The sequence below is a fragment of the Celeribacter naphthalenivorans genome (genome assembly GCF_020524585.1).
Classification (GTDB): Bacteria; Pseudomonadota; Alphaproteobacteria; order Rhodobacterales; family Rhodobacteraceae; genus Celeribacter; species Celeribacter naphthalenivorans.
Window position 1 is genome coordinate 250,942 of record NZ_JAIVLK010000006.1, and the last position, 16,761, is coordinate 267,702.

Consider the following 16,761-nt stretch of genomic DNA (forward strand, 5'->3'; position numbering starts at 1 on the left):
GCAAGGAGATCACCGAATATATTTTGACTTATGGTTCCCATGGTGGGGCGGGTTCCCATCTCTTTCCTCATTCCACTTTCGAGGAAACGGGTAAAGTATCGAAAATGCAATAATATTTTTGCCGAAAACGAAAAAATTTGCAAAATGAAAATCTTTCGATGGGTTTTGCAGCGCCCTTGTCAACGTGCCGCCCCCTTGTCATGAGAAAGTTACACCGCGCCAGTACACAGCCGCGAAGTTTGGATAAGCCATGCAGAAAAGTTTGAAACGGGTCAGATACGGCGAAGAGATGATGGGGGCGATGGCGGATGCCATGCCTTTGCCCGTCGTCGTGATCGGACGAGACGAGCGTATCATGGCCGCCAATGCCCCCGCGCGGCATCTGTTCAACGAGGCGATGGTGGGGCGGCATTACATTACGGTGCTGCGTCAACCCATGTTGTTGGACGCGATCGAGAATGTGTTGCGGCTCTCGGAGCCCGCCGAGGCGATCTATCGTATCACCGAAAGCCAGCGCGATCTGGTCTATAATGTGGCGCTGCGCCCGGTGATCGTCGAGGATTTCGCCTGTGTCTCGGTCGCCTTCGAGGACAAGACGGAGCTGCACGAAGCGGGCCAGATGCGCCGCGATTTCGTCGCCAACGTCAGCCACGAATTGCGCACGCCTCTGACCGCTGTGCTGGGCTTTATCGAAACGCTTTTGGGACCGGCCGCCGATGACGGCGTCGCCCGCAAGCGGTTTCTCGAAATCATGAACCGCGAGGCGCAGCGGATGAACCGCATCGTCGGCGATCTTCTGTCGCTGTCGCGCGTCGAAGCGGAACGCCGGGTGCGTCCGACCGACCGGGTCGATATTCCCGCCATTTTGCGCTCTGTCGTCAGCAGCCTCCAACCGGTGGCCGGAGCGCAGAAGGTGAAACTGATCCTCGAAGGCGCCGAAGGCACCGAAGAGGTGCCCGGCGATCACGACCAACTCACCCAAGTTTTCACCAATCTGATCGAGAATGCGATCAAATACGGTGGGCGTGAGAAAGAGGTGCGAATCTGTCTGACCTCGCACACGGTCGAACCGACGATGCGCAGTTCGGCGATCCGGGTCGATGTTTCGGATCAGGGCGAGGGAATCGCCACGCAGCATATTCCGCGCCTCACCGAGCGATTCTACCGCGTGGATTCGCATCGCTCTCGCGAGATGGGGGGAACGGGACTTGGGCTGGCGATTGTGAAGCATATTCTCAACCGCCACCGCGGACGTCTGCGAGTCGAAAGCCACACGGGGCAGGGCAGCTGTTTTTCTGTCATATTGCCATATGAATAAGAACCAGTGACGGCTTATAGTGCCCCTCTTTCGAGGCCCCCCAAAGGTTAACGCACTGTCACAGTCCTTAATTTGCCGTCACAGTTCTTAATTTCTTGTCACAAATGAACGTCGAAAAACCCGTTTTGGAACGGCTTTCGCGCGAAAACCACAGGAATATGACGGAAAAACATGGTCAAATCGGCAAGATGTCTAGGGTTTTCACCCCATCTGTCATGAAACCGTTACATTACTTTCACAAAAGCATTGCAGCTGCCCCCTAAACCGCCCCCAAGAGAGCAATACCGCTCTCGGACATAAGCAAATTCAGGAGCAACTCATGTCCTTTGTGAAACTGACCGCTTCCGCGATCGCGATCGCTGCCGTCTCTGCCACTGCCGCCTCTGCCCGTGATCAGGTGCAGGTTGCCGGGTCTTCGACCGTTCTTCCCTACGCCTCCATCGTCGCTGAAGCCTTCGGTGAAAACTTTGACTTCCCGACCCCGGTCGTGGAATCCGGCGGCTCCTCCGCTGGCCTCAAGCGCTTCTGCGAAGGTGTTGGCGAAAACACCATCGACGTGGCCAACGCTTCGCGCGCCATCAAATCCTCCGAAATCGAAGCCTGTGCTGCCGCTGGCGTGACCGACATCATCGAAGTCCGCATTGGCTACGATGGCATCGTCTTCGCCTCCCAGCTCAACGGCCCGGCCTTCACCGCGTTCGAGCCGGCTGACATCTTCAACGCTCTGGGCGCCAAAGTCCTGAAAGACGGCGAGCTGGTCGACAACACCTACGCTCAGTGGTCCGAATTCAACGCCGATCTCCCGGCGGCTGACATCATGGCCTTCATCCCGGGCACCAAGCACGGCACCCGTGAAGTCTTCGAAGAAAAAGTTATGATGGCTGGCTGTGAAGCCACCGGCGCCATGGAAGCCATGATCGCCTCCGGCATGTCCGAAGACGACGCCGAAGACGCCTGTATGGCGGTTCGCACGGATGGTAAGTCTGTCGACATCGACGGTGACTACACCGAGACGCTCGCCTCCATCGACGCCAACCCGAACGGCATCGGCGTGTTCGGTCTCGCTTTCTACGAAAACAACACCGACAAGCTGAAAACCGCGACCATGTCCGGCGTTGAAGCCACCACCGACAGCATCGCTTCCGGCGACTACCCGGTCTCCCGTCCGCTCTACTTCTACGTGAAGAAAGCCCACATCGGCGTGATCCCGGGTCTGAAAGAATATGCTGAGTTCTTCATCTCCGACGACATGGCTGGCCCGGACGGCCCGCTCTCCGAGTACGGCCTCGTGTCCGACCCGGAACTGGCTGCGACGCAAGCTGGCGTGTCTGCTGAAGACACCATGCAGTAAGCCTTAAGGCTTGCGACATATTGAGGCGGCGCGGGCGATCTCGCGCCGCCTCTCTCGCCGGGACGCCGTCCCGCGATCTGAAATTTCCAGCCTCCGGACCCTGATCACAGGTGTCCCGCAAAGGAGCGGCCCATGCCTCTGTTGTGGCTTTTCATTCTTATTCTGGCCCTTGGCCTTCTCGGTTTCATTCTGGGGCGCACCCGCGCGCTCAAGGATGCGCATGGCGACATCCGCCTGTTGCATTCGCTTCCGAACTACTATGGCTCCAACGTCCTTTTGGCGGTGCTGATCCCGGGGCTTGCCGTCCTGTTGCTCTGGCTGATCCTTCAGCCGATGCTGATCCAGGGGCAGGTCTCCTCAATGATCCCGAACACGGCCTATACCGACAAAGGTTCTCTGAACCTCGTGATGTCGGATGTGCGCCGCGTTGCCGAAGGGCTTGATATCGCCGTCGAGCAGGGCTCGTTGACCCGCGAACAGGCCCGCGACATCCGCACGGAACTGACGGACATTCGCGCCCGTCTCGGCGCTGTCGGTGTGGCGCTTGGCTCCAATGTGGAAAGCTATGTGCTCAAGGCCGCTCAGAAATATCGCACGATGAATGCGGTGGGCAACTGGATGATGACCGTCGCCGTTCTGGGCGCGGCTCTGGCGGGCTTTGCCGTCTCCATGCTGCGCACCAACAAGGACATGCGCGCGCGCAATTCCGTGGAGAAAGTGATCCTCGGGCTTTTGATCGGGGCCGCCTCCATCGCGATCCTGACGACGCTGGGCATCGTCTTGTCGCTGATCTTCAACACCATCGAGTTCTTCAAACTCTACCCGGCGCTGGATTTCTTTTTCGGCACCACATGGTCGCCGTCCTTTGGCGGGGGTTCGGAGCTTGGCATTCTGCCGCTCTTTTGGGGTACGCTCTACGTCTCGATCATTGCGCTTCTGGTGGCTGTGCCGATCGGGCTGTTCGCCGCGATCTACCTGTCGGAATACGCCGGGCCGAAGGTGCGCGCGATTGCCAAACCGCTCCTCGAAGTCTTGGCCGGCATCCCGACCATCGTCTACGGTCTCTTCGCTTTGCTGACCGTCGGCCCGATGCTTATGACGGTGTTTGGCTCAGACGGGGGCCTTGGCTGGATGCAGGGCGGTCGCTCTGTGATGACCGCAGGTCTGGTGATGGGCGTGATGCTCATTCCCTTCGTGTCCTCGCTGTCTGACGACATCATCAACGCAGTGCCGCAAGCGATGCGGGATGGCTCTCTGGGCCTCGGCGCCACCAAATCCGAAACCGTGCGTCAGGTCGTGCTGCCCGCCGCTTTGCCGGGTATTGTGGGCGCCATCCTCTTGGCCGCCTCGCGCGCCATCGGTGAGACCATGATCGTGGTGTTGGGGGCAGGGGCCGCGGCCAAGCTGAACCTCAACCCCTTCGAAGCGATGACCACCGTGACCACGCGGATCGTCTCGCAGCTTACCGGGGACGCCGATTTCGCCTCCGCCGAAGCGCTTGTCGCCTTTGCCTTGGGGATGACGCTTTTCGTGATCACCCTCTGCCTCAACATCTTCGCGCTCGTGATCGTGCGCAAATACCGGGAGCAGTATGACTGATGTCCGATTTTACCGCTGATAACGGCCCCGCTAAGGGGGATGCCAAGTCGTCTCTCTTCCATGAGACCACCCGCACCAAACGCCGCAACGCCGCCGAGGCCCGGTTCAAAGCCTATGGCATCGCAGCCATCGCCACGGGCCTGTTCTTTCTGGTCGCGCTTCTGGTGGCCATTCTGGGCAACGGCTTGCCGGCCTTCAAACAGACCTTTGTCACCATTCCGGTGGAACTGACCGAGGCGAAACTCGACAAGAACGGCAACCGCAACCCTGAAGATCTCGCGAAGGTCTCGACCTTTGGCTACAAGCCGGTGGTCACCGATGCGCTGGTCGCCGCGCTCAAGGCCGAGAGCATCGAAATTCCCTTTGCCAAGGAGAAAGACGTCGAGGACATTCTCTCGGCCTCTGTCGCCGCACAAGTGCGTGACACGGTTCTGGCCAACCCCGAGCTGATCGGGGAGACGGTTGACTTCCGCCTTCTGGCCTCGTCGCGTGTGGATGGCTATTTCAAAGGCCGCGTGACCCGTGAGGCACTGGCGCGCGATAAGAACCTCGATGCCGAACACCTCGACATCGCCGATGCCATGGTGGCTGCGGGCCTGATGAAAACCACCTTCAACGCTGATTTCATCTTTGGCGCCGACGCCTCCGAGAGCCGTCCGGAACAAGCCGGGATCGGTGTGTCGATGGTGGGCTCGCTGTTCATGATGATCGTGGTGCTGGCTCTGGCGCTGCCGATCGGTGTGGCCGCCTCGATCTACCTCGAAGAATTCGCGCCACAGAACAAATGGACCGATCTCATCGAGGTGAACATCTCGAACCTCGCCGCTGTGCCCTCCATCGTCTTCGGTATTTTGGGCCTGGCGGTGTTTATCCAGATCGCGCATCTGCCGCAATCTGCGCCGCTGGTGGGTGGTCTCGTGCTGACGCTGATGACGCTTCCGACGATCATCATCTCGACGCGGGCCTCTCTCAAGGCTGTGCCGCCCTCGATCCGTGACGCCGCTCTGGGGGTTGGCGCCTCCAAGATGCAGTCGGTGTTCCACCATGTGCTGCCCTTGGCCATGCCGGGCATCCTGACCGGGACCATCATCGGTCTGGCGCAGGCTCTGGGCGAAACCGCACCGCTTCTTCTGATCGGTATGGTGGGCTTTATCGCCTCCAACATGCCCGATGGGATCGCCTCCGGCTTTATCGACCCGAACTCCGCCATGCCTGCGCAGATTTACGAATGGGCAAAACGGGCCGATCCGGCGTACTATGAGCGCGCCTGGGGCGGGATCATCATTCTTCTTGTTTTCCTGATGACGATGAACATCATCGCCGTCCTCCTGCGCCGCCGCTTTGAGCGGCGTTGGTAAGAGTTGAGGTTAGACCTATGAACGATATGCGAATTGTGAGAAAAGACGTGGACATGAACGACACCAAAATCTCCGCCAAAAAAGTGCAGGTTTTCTACGGCGACACCCATGCCATCAAGGACGTGGATGTCGAGATCAAAGACAAGACCGTCACTGCCTTCATCGGCCCGTCGGGCTGTGGCAAGTCGACCTTCCTGCGCTGTCTGAACCGCATGAACGACACGATTGATATCTGCCGCGTCGAGGGGAACATCCTCTTGGACGGCGAAGACATCTACGACAAACGCGTCGATCCGGTGCAGTTGCGGGCGAAAGTCGGCATGGTGTTCCAGCGTCCGAACCCCTTCCCGAAGTCGATCTACGACAACATCGCTTATGGCCCGCGGATTCATGGCCTCGCGAAAAACAAAGCCGATCTGGACGAGATCGTCGAGAAGGCCCTGCGCCGTGGGGCGATCTGGGACGAGGTCAAAGACCGTCTCGATGCGCCGGGCACCGGTCTTTCCGGTGGTCAGCAACAGCGTCTCTGTATCGCCCGCGCCGTGGCGACCGAGCCGGAAGTGTTGTTGATGGACGAGCCGTGTTCCGCGCTCGACCCGATTGCCACGCTGCAAGTCGAGGAATTGATTGACGAGTTGCGCGAGAATTTCTCCGTCGTCATCGTCACCCACTCGATGCAACAGGCCGCCCGTGTCAGCCAGAAAACCGCGTTCTTCCACCTCGGCAACCTGGTGGAATATGGCGATACGGAACAGATTTTCACCAACCCGCAAGATGAGCGCACCGAGAGCTACATCACCGGTCGGATTGGCTAAGGAGCAAATTGATGCACAACGATTCCAAACATATCGCCTCGGCGTTTGATCGTGATCTCGAAGCCATTCAGGCAATGATCATGAAGATGGGGGGCCTCGTCGAGGTCGCCATCAAAGACGCCGCCCAAGCGCTCGAAGAGCGGGATGTTGAGCTGTCGGAAAAGGTTCGTCTGTCCGACAAGGCCATCGACCAGCTCGAAGAAAGCGTCAACGAGGAGGCCGCCCGCCTCATCGCGCTGCGCTCGCCGACCGCCTCCGATCTGCGCACGGTTCTGACCGTGATGAAGATCTCCACCAACCTCGAACGCTGTGGCGATTACGCGAAAAACCTCGCGAAACGCACCGGCGTTCTGGTCAACATGTCGCCGATCGAAGGTGCTGCGCCCTCGATCCGTCGCATGGCGCGCGAGGTCGAGGAAATGCTGCGTCTGGCACTCGATGCCTATATCCAGCGCGACACCGGGCTCGCCAATGAGGTGCGTCACCGCGATCTTGACGTCGATCAGATGTATAATGCGCTGTTCCGCGAATTCCTGACCTATATGATGGAAGACCCGCGCAACATCACCGCCTGCATGCACCTGCATTTCATCGCCAAGAACATCGAGCGCATGGGCGATCACGCCACCTCGATTGCCGAGCAGGTGATCTACCTGACCACCGGCGAAATGCCCGAAGATGCGCGTCCGAAAGGCGATGTCACCTCGCAAACCGCTCTGGGAGCGGAGGACCTCTGATGGCTGCCGACCAACCCCGTGTTCTTGTTGTCGAGGATGAACCCGCCCAGCGGGAAGTCCTCGCCTACAATCTCGAAGCCGAAGGCTTTGCCGTCTCCAAGGCGGAAAACGGCGACGACGCGCTGTTGTATGTCGACGAGGACAGCCCGGACATCATCGTCCTCGATTGGATGCTGCCCGGCGTCTCCGGCATCGAGATTTGTCGTCGCCTGAAAACCCGGCCCGACACCCGCGAGATCCCGATCATCATGCTCTCGGCCCGTTCCGAAGAGGTGGATCGGGTGCGCGGCCTCGAGACCGGCGCGGATGACTATGTGGTGAAACCTTACTCCGTCATCGAACTGATGGCCCGTGTGCGCACGCAATTGCGCCGCGTGCGTCCGGCCTCGACGGGGCAAGTGCTTGAATTCGAAGACATTCGTCTCGACAGCGAAACCCACCGCGTGACCCGTGGCGACGACTCCCTGAAACTCGGGCCGACGGAATTCCGTCTTTTGTCCACCTTCATGGAAAAGCCGGGCCGGGTCTGGTCGCGCGAGCAATTGCTCGACCGCGTCTGGGGCCGCGACATCTATGTCGACACCCGCACCGTCGATGTCCACATCGGTCGTCTGCGCAAGGCGCTGTGTCAGCATGGCGGCGAGGACCCGGTGCGCACGGTGCGCGGCGCGGGCTACGCTCTGGGCTAACCCTCGAACAAAAGATCAGAAAATGCGCCAAGCCTCTTCGCTTTCGGCGCATTTTCGCATTTCTGTCATAGAGGGACGCACCACGGCTTGCCCAACTCTTGGAATATATGCTCAAATCATTTGAGCAAATTCCCGTTGTGCCAGAGGTCGTGCCGTGTCCCCGATGTCAGAGATTTTCACCAAAGAACCGGCGCATCTGCGGACCTATCGCGGCATCCGGGATCTGATCCTGTCGGGCGATCTGGTGCCGGGGGAGCCGGTGACGATCCAGGGCCTCACGGATCGGCTGAACGCTGGCATGACCCCGGTGCGCGAGGCGATCCGGCGACTGACGTCTGAGGGCGCTTTGGTGTTTCACGGCAACCGGCGGGTGACGGTGCCGGTCCTGAGCCTCTCGGAGGTGGATGAGCTGATCTTTGCCCGTCTGGCTTTGGAGCCTGAGCTGGCCAAGCGTGGAGCGGAGCAGATGAGCGAGGCGGAAATCGCAGCGCTCACGCTGGTGGACAATGAGATCGACGAGGCCATGCGCAAAGGCGACATGCGCGGCTACATGATCCACAACCACCGCTTTCACATGCTGCTCTACCGTGCGGCGCACACAGAGGTAATTGGCCCCATGGTCGATACGCTTTGGCTGCGCTCGGGGCCTGCGCTTCGGGTGATGTGCACGCGGTTCGGATCGCAAAACCTGCCCGACATGCATCAGGTCGCAATCAAGGCGCTGCGGGCGGGTGACGGTGACGGCGTGGCCGAGGCCATCCGTCGCGACATCCTGCAAGGGATGGAAAACATCCGCGCCATCGTGGCCGAGAGCGCGGAAGAGACTGCGGAAAACGCGTGAGCTTAAACCGATATCGCCTTGATTTCGCAGAAATCTTCTATGCCGTATTGGCCGCCCTCGCGGCCATTTCCCGAAAGCTTATAGCCGCCAAACGGCGAGCCATAGGAAATATCCGAACCGTTCAAATGCACCATGCCCGCGCGGATGTCCCGCGCCATGGCGAGGCCGCGGTCTTGGCTTTCCTCTGAGGCCCCGGTCTGGATGTAAGCGGCGAGGCCGTAGGGCGTATCATTGGCGATCTGCACCGCGTTTTCGTCGTCCTGATAGGAGATCATCACCAGAACCGGACCAAAGACCTCTTCTTGCGCGATGCGCATGTCGTTGGTCACATCGCCAAACACGGTCGGTCGCACGAAATAGCCGCGATTGAAGCCTTCGGGCCGCCCGAGACCACCGGCCACCAGCCGCGCACCATCTTCGATCCCGGCCTGAATGAGGCTCTGCACCCGGTCGTATTGCATCTGCGACACCAACGGGCCGATGTGGTTGCCGGTCTGCGAGGGCAGGCCAACTTCGGTGGCTTCGGCCACTTCCTTGGCGATCTCCATCGCGGTCTCGTAATGGCTCTCCGGGATCAACATTCGCGTCGGCGCGTTACAGCTTTGCCCGGTGTTTTGGAAGCAATGGCGCACACCGCGTTTCACCGCCTCCTCGAAATCGCAATCGTCCAACAGCACATTCGGGGATTTCCCGCCCAGCTCCAGCGTCACGCGTTTCACCGTGGGAGCTGCGGCTTTGGAAATCTCGACCCCTGCGCGGGTGGAGCCGGTGAAGGAGACCATGGCGACGTCGGGGTGAGACGAGATTGCAGCGCCCACGCCGGGACCGTCACCGTTCACGAGGTTGAACACGCCCTTCGGCACGCCCGCCTCATGCAGAATCTCGGCATATAAAAGCGCGTTCATCGGGGTCAGTTCCGAGGGTTTCAACACCATGGTGCAGCCTGCGGCCAGCGCTGGAATGACCTTCAACGCGATCTGGTTGATCGGCCAGTTCCAGGGCGTGATGAACCCGCAAACGCCGATGGCCTCATGCACGATCAGATCGCCGGGGCCGTTTTTATGTTCGAAATCAAAGGCCTCAAGCGCCTTCACCACACCGTCCAGATGCCCGATCCCCACGGCGGCCTGCGCCCGGTCGGACAGAGAAATCGGCGCGCCCATTTCCTCGGTGATCAGCGCGGACATTTCGTCATAGCGGCTCTGATAGACCTCGCGGATCGACGCCAAAAGATCGAGACGCTCGGGTTTGGTTGTGCGGGAAAATGACGGGAAGGCAGCTTTGGCGGCGGCGACAGCGGCATCGACATCTTTGGCCGTGCCCATGGCGACCTGGGCAAAGACTTCTTCAGTCGCCGGGTTGATCACGTCCATCATGGCATCGCCAAGCGGTTTGACCCACTCGCCGTTGATATAGAACCGGTCGGTTTTCAACTCCGTCATGCCTCTTATCCTTTTGAAACTTTATAATTTGTCACGCAAAGCATACCACGTCATCGCAAGCGCCAGAAGCGGCGTCCGAAGCTTTGGGCCGCCGGGAAAGCGCGGGCTTGGCAGCGATTGCATGAGATCGAAACGGCTGGCGTGGCCCTCGACCGCCTCCGCCGCGATCTGGCCTGCCAGTGTGGCCAAAGCCACGCCTTGGCCGGAGAATCCAGCGATGGACATGGCGTTCGGCCCAAGCCGCGCGAAATGCGGCAGGCGGGACATGGTGATGCCCAAGGTGCCGCCCCAAGCGTAGTCGAGTTTGGCGTCTTTCAACTCCGGGTAAACGCCCAGCATCGGCCCGCGCACCTTGGCGCGCAGGTCACTTGGGAACTTATAGCCGTAACTCTCGCCACCGCCGAAAATCATCCGATTGTCGGGCGACATGCGATAGTAATTTATCACAAAACGACTGTCCGCGACGGCATGGCGGTTCGGGATCAGTCGCGCCGCGAGATCGGAGGGCAGGGGCTCTGTCACCGCGATGAAATTGTTGATCGGCATGACGTGATGCGCGACGTCGTGGTCGAGATTGTTGTGATAGCCATTGAGCGCGAGGATCAGGTGATCGGTCTCCACCACGGCTTGGTCGGTGTGGACACGCGGTTTGGCTTTGGTCTCGATTTTGGTCACGCGCGACAGCTCATGGATGCGCACGCCAGCGGCCTCGGCCAGACGTGCAATCGCGAAGGCATAGCGCAGCGGGTGCAGGTGGCCGGAGCCCATGTCCAAAGTGCCGGAGTGGTAATCCTCGGAGCCGGTCTCATGGCGCACCGCGTCGCGGTCGAGGTAGCGGATTTTGTCGTAACCGTAGACCGTATGCATGTGATCCACATGCTTTTGCGAATGGTCGGAAAACCGCGCGCGGTGATTGGCGTGGATCACGCCATCGCGCCAGTCGCAGTCATCCCCGCTCTCGGACAGGATCGCCTTGACCAGACCCACGGCCTCGGCACCCAGATCCCAAAGCATCCGCGCATCATCCATGCTGACATGGGTTTCCAACTCGTCCTGTTCGAGCCGTTGCCCCATCGACACCTGACCGCCATTGCGCCCGGAGGCGCCAGAGCCGACGCGGGAGGCCTCCAAAAGCACCACGTCCAATCCGCGCCGCGCCATATGAAGCGCCGCCGAGAGGCCCGCATAGCCGCCGCCGACGACGCAGACATCGGCCTTGAGCGTGCCGGTGGCAGTCGGGTAGGGACCGGGGGTTTGCGCTGTCGCGGCGTACCACGATTGCGCGTGGTCGCCGGGCCGGTCGTTGATGGTCAGGATGTCCATAAGATCAGACGTTTAGCCCCTCCGCCTCGATCCGCTCCAGCGCCTCGTCGAGAGATTTGCGGGCGCGCTCGATCAGGATGTCGACCTCTGCTTTGGTGATGGTCAGCGGCGGGGAGATGATCATCCGGTCGCCCACATGGCGCATCACAAGATTGTTGGCAAAACAGCGCTCACGACAGATGTAGCCGACGGTGCCACCGGGGGCCTTGAACTTGGCGCGCGTGGCCTTGTTCGGCGTGAGCGCAATGGAGCCCATGAGGCCGACGATCTTGGCCTCGCCGACCATGGGATGATCGACCAGCGCCTCCCATTTTTCCTTGAGATAGGGTGCGATCTCTTTGCCGGCGCGCTCAACGATGCCTTCCTCTTCGAGCAGGCGGATGTTCTCCAAAGCCACCGCACAGGCCACCGGATGACCCGCGTAGGTGTAGCCATGGGCAAATTCGCTGCCGTTGATCACGGAGGCGATCTCGTCCGAGACGATGGAGGCGCCGAGCGGGATGTAGCCCGAGGTGATACCCTTGGCGCAGGTCATGATGTCGGGCGTGATGCCCATGGTCTCGGACCCAAACCAGTTGCCGGTGCGGCCAAAGCCGGTGATGACCTCGTCGACAATCAAAAGAATGCCGTATTTCTCGATGATGAGGTTGATTTCCGGCCAGTAGGTTTCCGGCGGGACGATCACGCCACCGGCGCCTTGCACCGGCTCGGCGATAAAGGCGGCGACCGTTTCCGGGCCAAGTTCGAGGATTTTCGCCTCAAGCTCCTGCGCACGTTTGAGGCCGAACTCTTCGGGGGTCAAATTCCCGCCTTCGGACCACCAGTCGGGCTGGTCGATGTGATGAATGCCGGGGATGGGCAGGCCGCCTTGCGCGTGGATGCCCTTCATCCCGCCAAGGGAACCGCCGCCCATGGTCGAGCCGTGATAGCCGTTCCAGCGCGAGATCACATTGAAACGTTCCGGCTGGCCTTTCAGCTCCCAGTAATGCCGCACCATCCGCAGGTTGGTGTCATTGGAATCCGAGCCGGAGCCGTTGAAAAACACATGGTTCAGATCCCCCGGCGCGATCTCGGCGAGTTTTTTGGCCAGCATGATCGCAGGCACATGCGAGGTCTGGAAAAACGTATTGTAATAGGGCAGTTGCTTCATCTGCCGCGCGGCCACATCGGCCAGTTCTTCGCGCCCGTAGCCGACATTCACACACCACAGACCGGCCATGGCGTCGAGAATTTCCTCGCCCTCGCTGTCGGTCAGCCAGACGCCATTTGCCTTGGTGATGATCCGCGCGCCTTTTTTCGCCAATTCATCGCCGTCGGTGAACGGGTGCATGTGATGGGCGGCGTCGAGCGCTTGCAGTTCGGCGGTGGGCAGGTGGTTGTCGCTCATGCGTTTGGTCCTTTGTGCCATCTGACCGCCAGGCGCCCTGCAATAAAACGCAGTGCAGAAAAGGGGGATGCGATGGTCGAAGTTGTGAGGACGGAGGCGGGCCTCCGGGAAGTATCTGTTGTCTCGAAAAATATGATCAAATTTTTAAAGCGTCAAGTGAGCGCCCTGTAACAGGACGGCAAGAGGGGCCTGACGTTTTCGCAAATGCAGACAAGATCAGGTCCATGCGAGCCCCAAAACCTCGCAACGATAAGGCGACATCAGTCAAAACCTGCCTCTATTTTCACCAATAGGGCGATCCGCACGCAGTTTTCTATGGAATTTCAACATACGCGCGAAGTCTTTTGGCGCTCTGGCATATGAAACTGCGAAAGCCATGATAAACCAAGAAGGCAAAAATCGGTGTGGGCCGATTGATGCGGCTGAACATGGCTGAAAATGTTTGGTCCACGGGGGGACATCATGAAACTGCTTTTCCATATGGGAAGCCATAAAACCGGCACGACATCTCTGCAGAACTATCTGAGCGAGATTGCGCCACAGCTTTCCGAAACGGGCATTCTATATCCGCGGCCTAAAACGGAAATGCCGCCACATTCCATCTTGTTGTCCGGGTTGATGCCGGAAGACGAGCTGCCGCGCATCGTCCGATTTTCGGGCAGTGAAGATCAACGCAAAGCGCGCAAGACACGGGCCTTGGAGGTGCTGCGCAATTTGGCGCAGAGATCGCCTGAGGCCACGCTTTTGCTGTCCTCCGAGGAATTCTTCACGCCAATCCCGGAGCAGGGGCTTTCAACGTTCAAACAAGAACTCATGGATGCCGGCATCAGCTCTTTTTCTTTCATTGCCTACCTGCGTCGTCCGTCGGCCTTTTATGTTTCGTGGCTGCAACAAGTGCTCAAGGCGTCTTTCCTGCCCCCGAAAATCGCACCGCCGCCTTATGAGGAGATTTTCACGCCCTATCTCAAGGTGTTCGGAGAAAAGGCCGTGCAATTGCGTCTGTACCCTGAGGTCTGGCCTCAAGGAGACGACACGGTTCAGGATTTTTTCCGCGAGGTTCTCGGGCGCGAGGATTTGGCACAAAACAGGGCAGGGAGGCCGAAGGTCAATCAAAGCCTAAGCGCGGAATCCATCGCACTCATGCAAAGCTATCGTTTTGCCTTTCTGCGAGAACAACAGGACCGCTACACCTCGGATAGCCGCAGTCTCGGGGGGGCGCTGACGCGACTTGAGACAGAAACGGAAACGACAAAAATTCAATTGAAACAAAATATTGCGAAATATATCGACCTCGACATAGAGGCGCTCTTATGGGTGCGCGATCATTTGTCTTTTGTCGCCCCTGATGTCGATTACAGCCATCTGGAAAAGACCGCAGAGGCGTTAGAAACCCCGTCTGACCTGCGTGAATTGATCGACATCGAGCCCGAGGCCTATCGTGCTTTGGCTCAGAAATTGCTGGCACAGGGCTGGGCGAATTCTGCGCGACTGGAATCCCGGCTGGCCTTTGGACTGGACCCAAAATCCCGCCGTCGTCGCATGTGGTTGAAAGATCAAATCCAGCATGGATATGCACCGCCAAACATATCTGCTACGAACATCTGAACCGACAAACACAGTTGAAATGACACTTTTCTTGCCTCCCAAACGCCCTCTATTGTTGCATATCCCCAAAACCGGGGGCACGTGGCTCAATGATATGATCCGCACGCAAAACCCCGTGCTGCGCAAGTTGCGTCTCCGGCGCCTTAGCCATGACTACACGCTGGACGAGATCGATGCGCAATTCGGCCCCGAGACCCGATTTGGATTTGTGTTCCGCGATCCCGTCGCGCGGCTGCATTCCGCCTTCGACAGTCGCCGCAATTGCAGCCAGCCAACGCGTTACATCCCTTGGCGCGAGGCGGAAGTTCGGTGTTTTTCCACATTCGAGACCTTCGACACCTTTGCCCGAGCCTTTGACGGAGGTGATCCGCAACGGGCAGAGGAGGCGGCTCTGGCACTCAAAACCGTGCGGCATTTCTATCGTGGCTACGTGCATTATTTCGGCAGTGTTGAGCGCCTGTCTGACGCCTCACACCAGATCGTCATGTGTCTGAACACGTCAAACCTGTCCTCACATCTTGAGGAAGTCGCCAAAGCCTACCGTTTGCCAGCCTTCAAACAAACAAAAACCGCCCGCAGCCATTCCTCCGCAAACTTCCGCACGCCGCTTACCGCTGAAGGGCGTGACATTCTGGCCGCGCAACTGCCTGAAGAATATGAGCTTTATCGCCTATGCCAGCAGTTGGAGCAACGCTTGCACCCCGGGGTTCTCGACGACACAGGGGGCACAACACGCAAAGCGAGCAGCCCATGACGATATATTCCATGTGGTATCAAGGGTTTGAGAACGCTCCTGATTTTGTGAAACGCATTCATGAGATCTGGTGTCAATTGAACCCGGACCACGTTGCGCATGTGATCGGGGGCGAAGAGGCCGATGAGTTGCTCTTTGCCGAAGGCATTGAGCCCGGCAAACTCACCATGCAGGTCCGAGCGAACATTGTGCGCGCCGTCCTTTTGGCCGACCGTGGCGGTGTGTGGCGCGATGTCTCCCTGATCCCGGCCGTGCCTTTGGCGGACTGGTTGCCGCAGGCGCTTGACCAAGAAGCGTTCTTTGCCTTCCGGAACCCCGGCGAGGATCGGATATTGTCGAACTGGTTTCTGGCCTCAGAGGCGGGACATCCATTGATGGCGGCGTGGCGCGAGGCCTATGTCAGCTATTTCAGAACTGATCGTACCGTCGCCAGAGAGGCGCCATATTGGGTGCGCTTTAAAAACCGTCGACGCATCCGGCGCGATCCGGCGTCTTTCGCAAGTCCTGAAATGGCCCGAAAAACAAAATACTATCCGTATTTCATAATGCATTACCACTTTGCATGGCTGATCCAAACCCAACCGGAATTGGCAGCACTTTGGGCGCGTGTCCCGAACCATCCAGCCACAGAGGCATTGCGACTGCGGCCGGTGGTTGAGGCGCAGCAGGGACAGTTGGATGATCCGACACTTGACGCGTTGCTCCGCACAGCTCCGGTCCATAAAATCCGATGGAAGAAGAACGCGGAGCTTTACGACAATGTCCTCACGCAGATCGAACGAGGGCTGTCAGAACGCGAGATCTAGGCTGTGTCGAGGCATTTTAAATATCCGATAATCTGTCTTATGTATAATTAATGACTAGCATAACTGCAAAAGACATAGATAAAGCTCTGTTTTAACTCACATTTAGAAACTCGGCGGCGTTGAAGCGCTGACCACCTCACTCGGTTCTGGCCCGATCTGTCGAAAGCGATGCGGTGTGCGGCTCTCGAAATAATACGCGTCTCCCGGACCAAGGATCTTACGTTGTTCACCCACAGTGACCTCAATGCGCCCGGAAATCACGATTCCGGCTTCTTCGCCTTCGTGACCATACATCACGCGCCCCGTGTCGGCGCCGATCTCATAGCGCTCGCGCAGCATCATCAAGGCACGCCCAAAGAGCGACTTGCCGACCTGTTTCAACGACAACTTGCCTTTGCCGATCTCTGTGAGTTCCTCGGCGGCGTAAAACACCTGTTGTTCGGTCACCGGCTCGAAGGCAAAGAACTCCGACAGGCTGATCGGAACGCCCGCGAGAATTTTGTGGAGCGCGCCGACGGATGGATTCATCTTGCCGGATTCAATGAGAGAAATCGTAGAGTTCGGAATGCCAACTTTCTTGGCCAAAGCGCGCTGAGAATGCCCGGCGCGCTCCCGCACAGCGCGCAGCCTTTGACCCAGAGCCAAATCATCGAAGTCATCCTTCGGAGTGTTTGATCCGTTCATTATTCACCAAACCCTAGATAATTTTTACATAATTATAATGCATTACAAAGAA

The 16,761-nt window shown here is 58.8% G+C and carries 15 protein-coding genes; 11 read left to right on the forward strand and 4 right to left on the reverse strand.

Features of this window, described 5'->3' with window-relative positions; all coding sequences use genetic code 11:
- Positions 1–250: 250 nt before the first annotated feature.
- The 8 genes from LC094_RS14625 to LC094_RS14660 all read left to right on the forward strand — a co-directional run bounded on the left by LC094_RS14625 (position 251) and on the right by LC094_RS14660 (position 8,708).
- On the forward strand, positions 251–1,318 hold the full coding sequence (locus LC094_RS14625) for an ATP-binding protein (RefSeq protein ID WP_226553529.1): 1,068 nt from the start codon (positions 251–253) through the stop codon (positions 1,316–1,318).
- 319 nt (positions 1,319–1,637) lie between these two features.
- Positions 1,638–2,669 (forward strand): substrate-binding domain-containing protein, encoded by a 1,032-nt coding sequence (locus tag LC094_RS14630; RefSeq protein WP_226553530.1) that lies wholly within the window; start codon positions 1,638–1,640, stop codon positions 2,667–2,669.
- A 132-nt stretch (positions 2,670–2,801) separates the two neighbouring features.
- Complete coding sequence (gene pstC / locus LC094_RS14635) at positions 2,802–4,268, forward strand: phosphate ABC transporter permease subunit PstC (RefSeq protein WP_226553531.1); 1,467 nt, start codon at positions 2,802–2,804, stop codon at positions 4,266–4,268.
- Entirely contained in the window at positions 4,268–5,626 is a 1,359-nt protein-coding gene (gene pstA / locus LC094_RS14640) for a phosphate ABC transporter permease PstA (RefSeq protein ID WP_226553532.1), read from the forward strand. Before pstC ends, pstA begins: the two co-directional genes overlap by 1 nt.
- 17 nt (positions 5,627–5,643) lie before the next feature.
- Entirely contained in the window at positions 5,644–6,441 is a 798-nt protein-coding gene (pstB, locus tag LC094_RS14645) for a phosphate ABC transporter ATP-binding protein PstB (RefSeq protein WP_226553533.1), read from the forward strand.
- Between the two features lie 11 nt (positions 6,442–6,452).
- Positions 6,453–7,178 carry a phosphate signaling complex protein PhoU gene (gene phoU, locus LC094_RS14650; protein WP_226553534.1) on the forward strand — a complete coding sequence of 242 codons (726 nt, stop codon included), beginning with the start codon at positions 6,453–6,455 and terminating at the stop codon, positions 7,176–7,178.
- Positions 7,178–7,867, forward strand: a complete 690-nt coding sequence (gene phoB / locus LC094_RS14655; RefSeq protein WP_226553535.1) for a phosphate regulon transcriptional regulator PhoB — start codon at positions 7,178–7,180, stop codon at positions 7,865–7,867. The genes phoU and phoB overlap by 1 nt, the downstream gene beginning before the upstream one ends.
- Before the next feature lie 163 nt (positions 7,868–8,030).
- Positions 8,031–8,708 (forward strand): GntR family transcriptional regulator, encoded by a 678-nt coding sequence (locus tag LC094_RS14660; RefSeq protein WP_226553652.1) that lies wholly within the window; start codon positions 8,031–8,033, stop codon positions 8,706–8,708.
- Between the two features lie 2 nt (positions 8,709–8,710).
- Here the strand turns inward: LC094_RS14660 and LC094_RS14665 are convergent, their stop codons facing one another.
- The 3 genes from LC094_RS14665 to LC094_RS14675 are packed head-to-tail and all read right to left on the reverse strand — an operon-like array spanning position 8,711 to position 12,860.
- Positions 8,711–10,150 (reverse strand): aldehyde dehydrogenase family protein, encoded by a 1,440-nt coding sequence (locus LC094_RS14665; RefSeq protein ID WP_226553536.1) that lies wholly within the window; start codon positions 10,148–10,150, stop codon positions 8,711–8,713.
- 21 nt (positions 10,151–10,171) lie between these two features.
- A complete protein-coding gene (locus LC094_RS14670; RefSeq protein ID WP_226553537.1) occupies positions 10,172–11,473 on the reverse strand; it encodes an NAD(P)/FAD-dependent oxidoreductase in 1,302 nt (433 codons plus the stop codon).
- A 4-nt stretch (positions 11,474–11,477) separates the two neighbouring features.
- A complete protein-coding gene (locus LC094_RS14675; RefSeq protein ID WP_226553538.1) occupies positions 11,478–12,860 on the reverse strand; it encodes an aspartate aminotransferase family protein in 1,383 nt (460 codons plus the stop codon).
- Between the two features lie 462 nt (positions 12,861–13,322).
- Here LC094_RS14675 and LC094_RS14680 point away from each other — a divergent pair, with 462 nt between their 5' ends.
- From LC094_RS14680 to LC094_RS14690, 3 genes are all read left to right on the forward strand, one after another.
- The gene (locus LC094_RS14680; RefSeq protein ID WP_226553539.1) at positions 13,323–14,465 is read left to right on the forward strand and encodes a hypothetical protein; all 1,143 of its coding nucleotides are present in this window, start codon (positions 13,323–13,325) and stop codon (positions 14,463–14,465) included.
- A 94-nt stretch (positions 14,466–14,559) separates the two neighbouring features.
- The gene (locus LC094_RS14685; RefSeq protein WP_404815018.1) at positions 14,560–15,219 is read left to right on the forward strand and encodes a hypothetical protein; all 660 of its coding nucleotides are present in this window, start codon (positions 14,560–14,562) and stop codon (positions 15,217–15,219) included.
- Entirely contained in the window at positions 15,216–16,025 is an 810-nt protein-coding gene (locus LC094_RS14690; protein WP_264186507.1) for a capsular polysaccharide synthesis protein, read from the forward strand. Before LC094_RS14685 ends, LC094_RS14690 begins: the two co-directional genes overlap by 4 nt.
- 102 nt (positions 16,026–16,127) lie before the next feature.
- Here LC094_RS14690 and LC094_RS14695 read toward each other — a convergent pair whose 3' ends face one another.
- Positions 16,128–16,709 (reverse strand): cupin domain-containing protein, encoded by a 582-nt coding sequence (locus LC094_RS14695; protein WP_226553542.1) that lies wholly within the window; start codon positions 16,707–16,709, stop codon positions 16,128–16,130.
- Between the last annotated feature and the right edge of the window lie 52 nt (positions 16,710–16,761).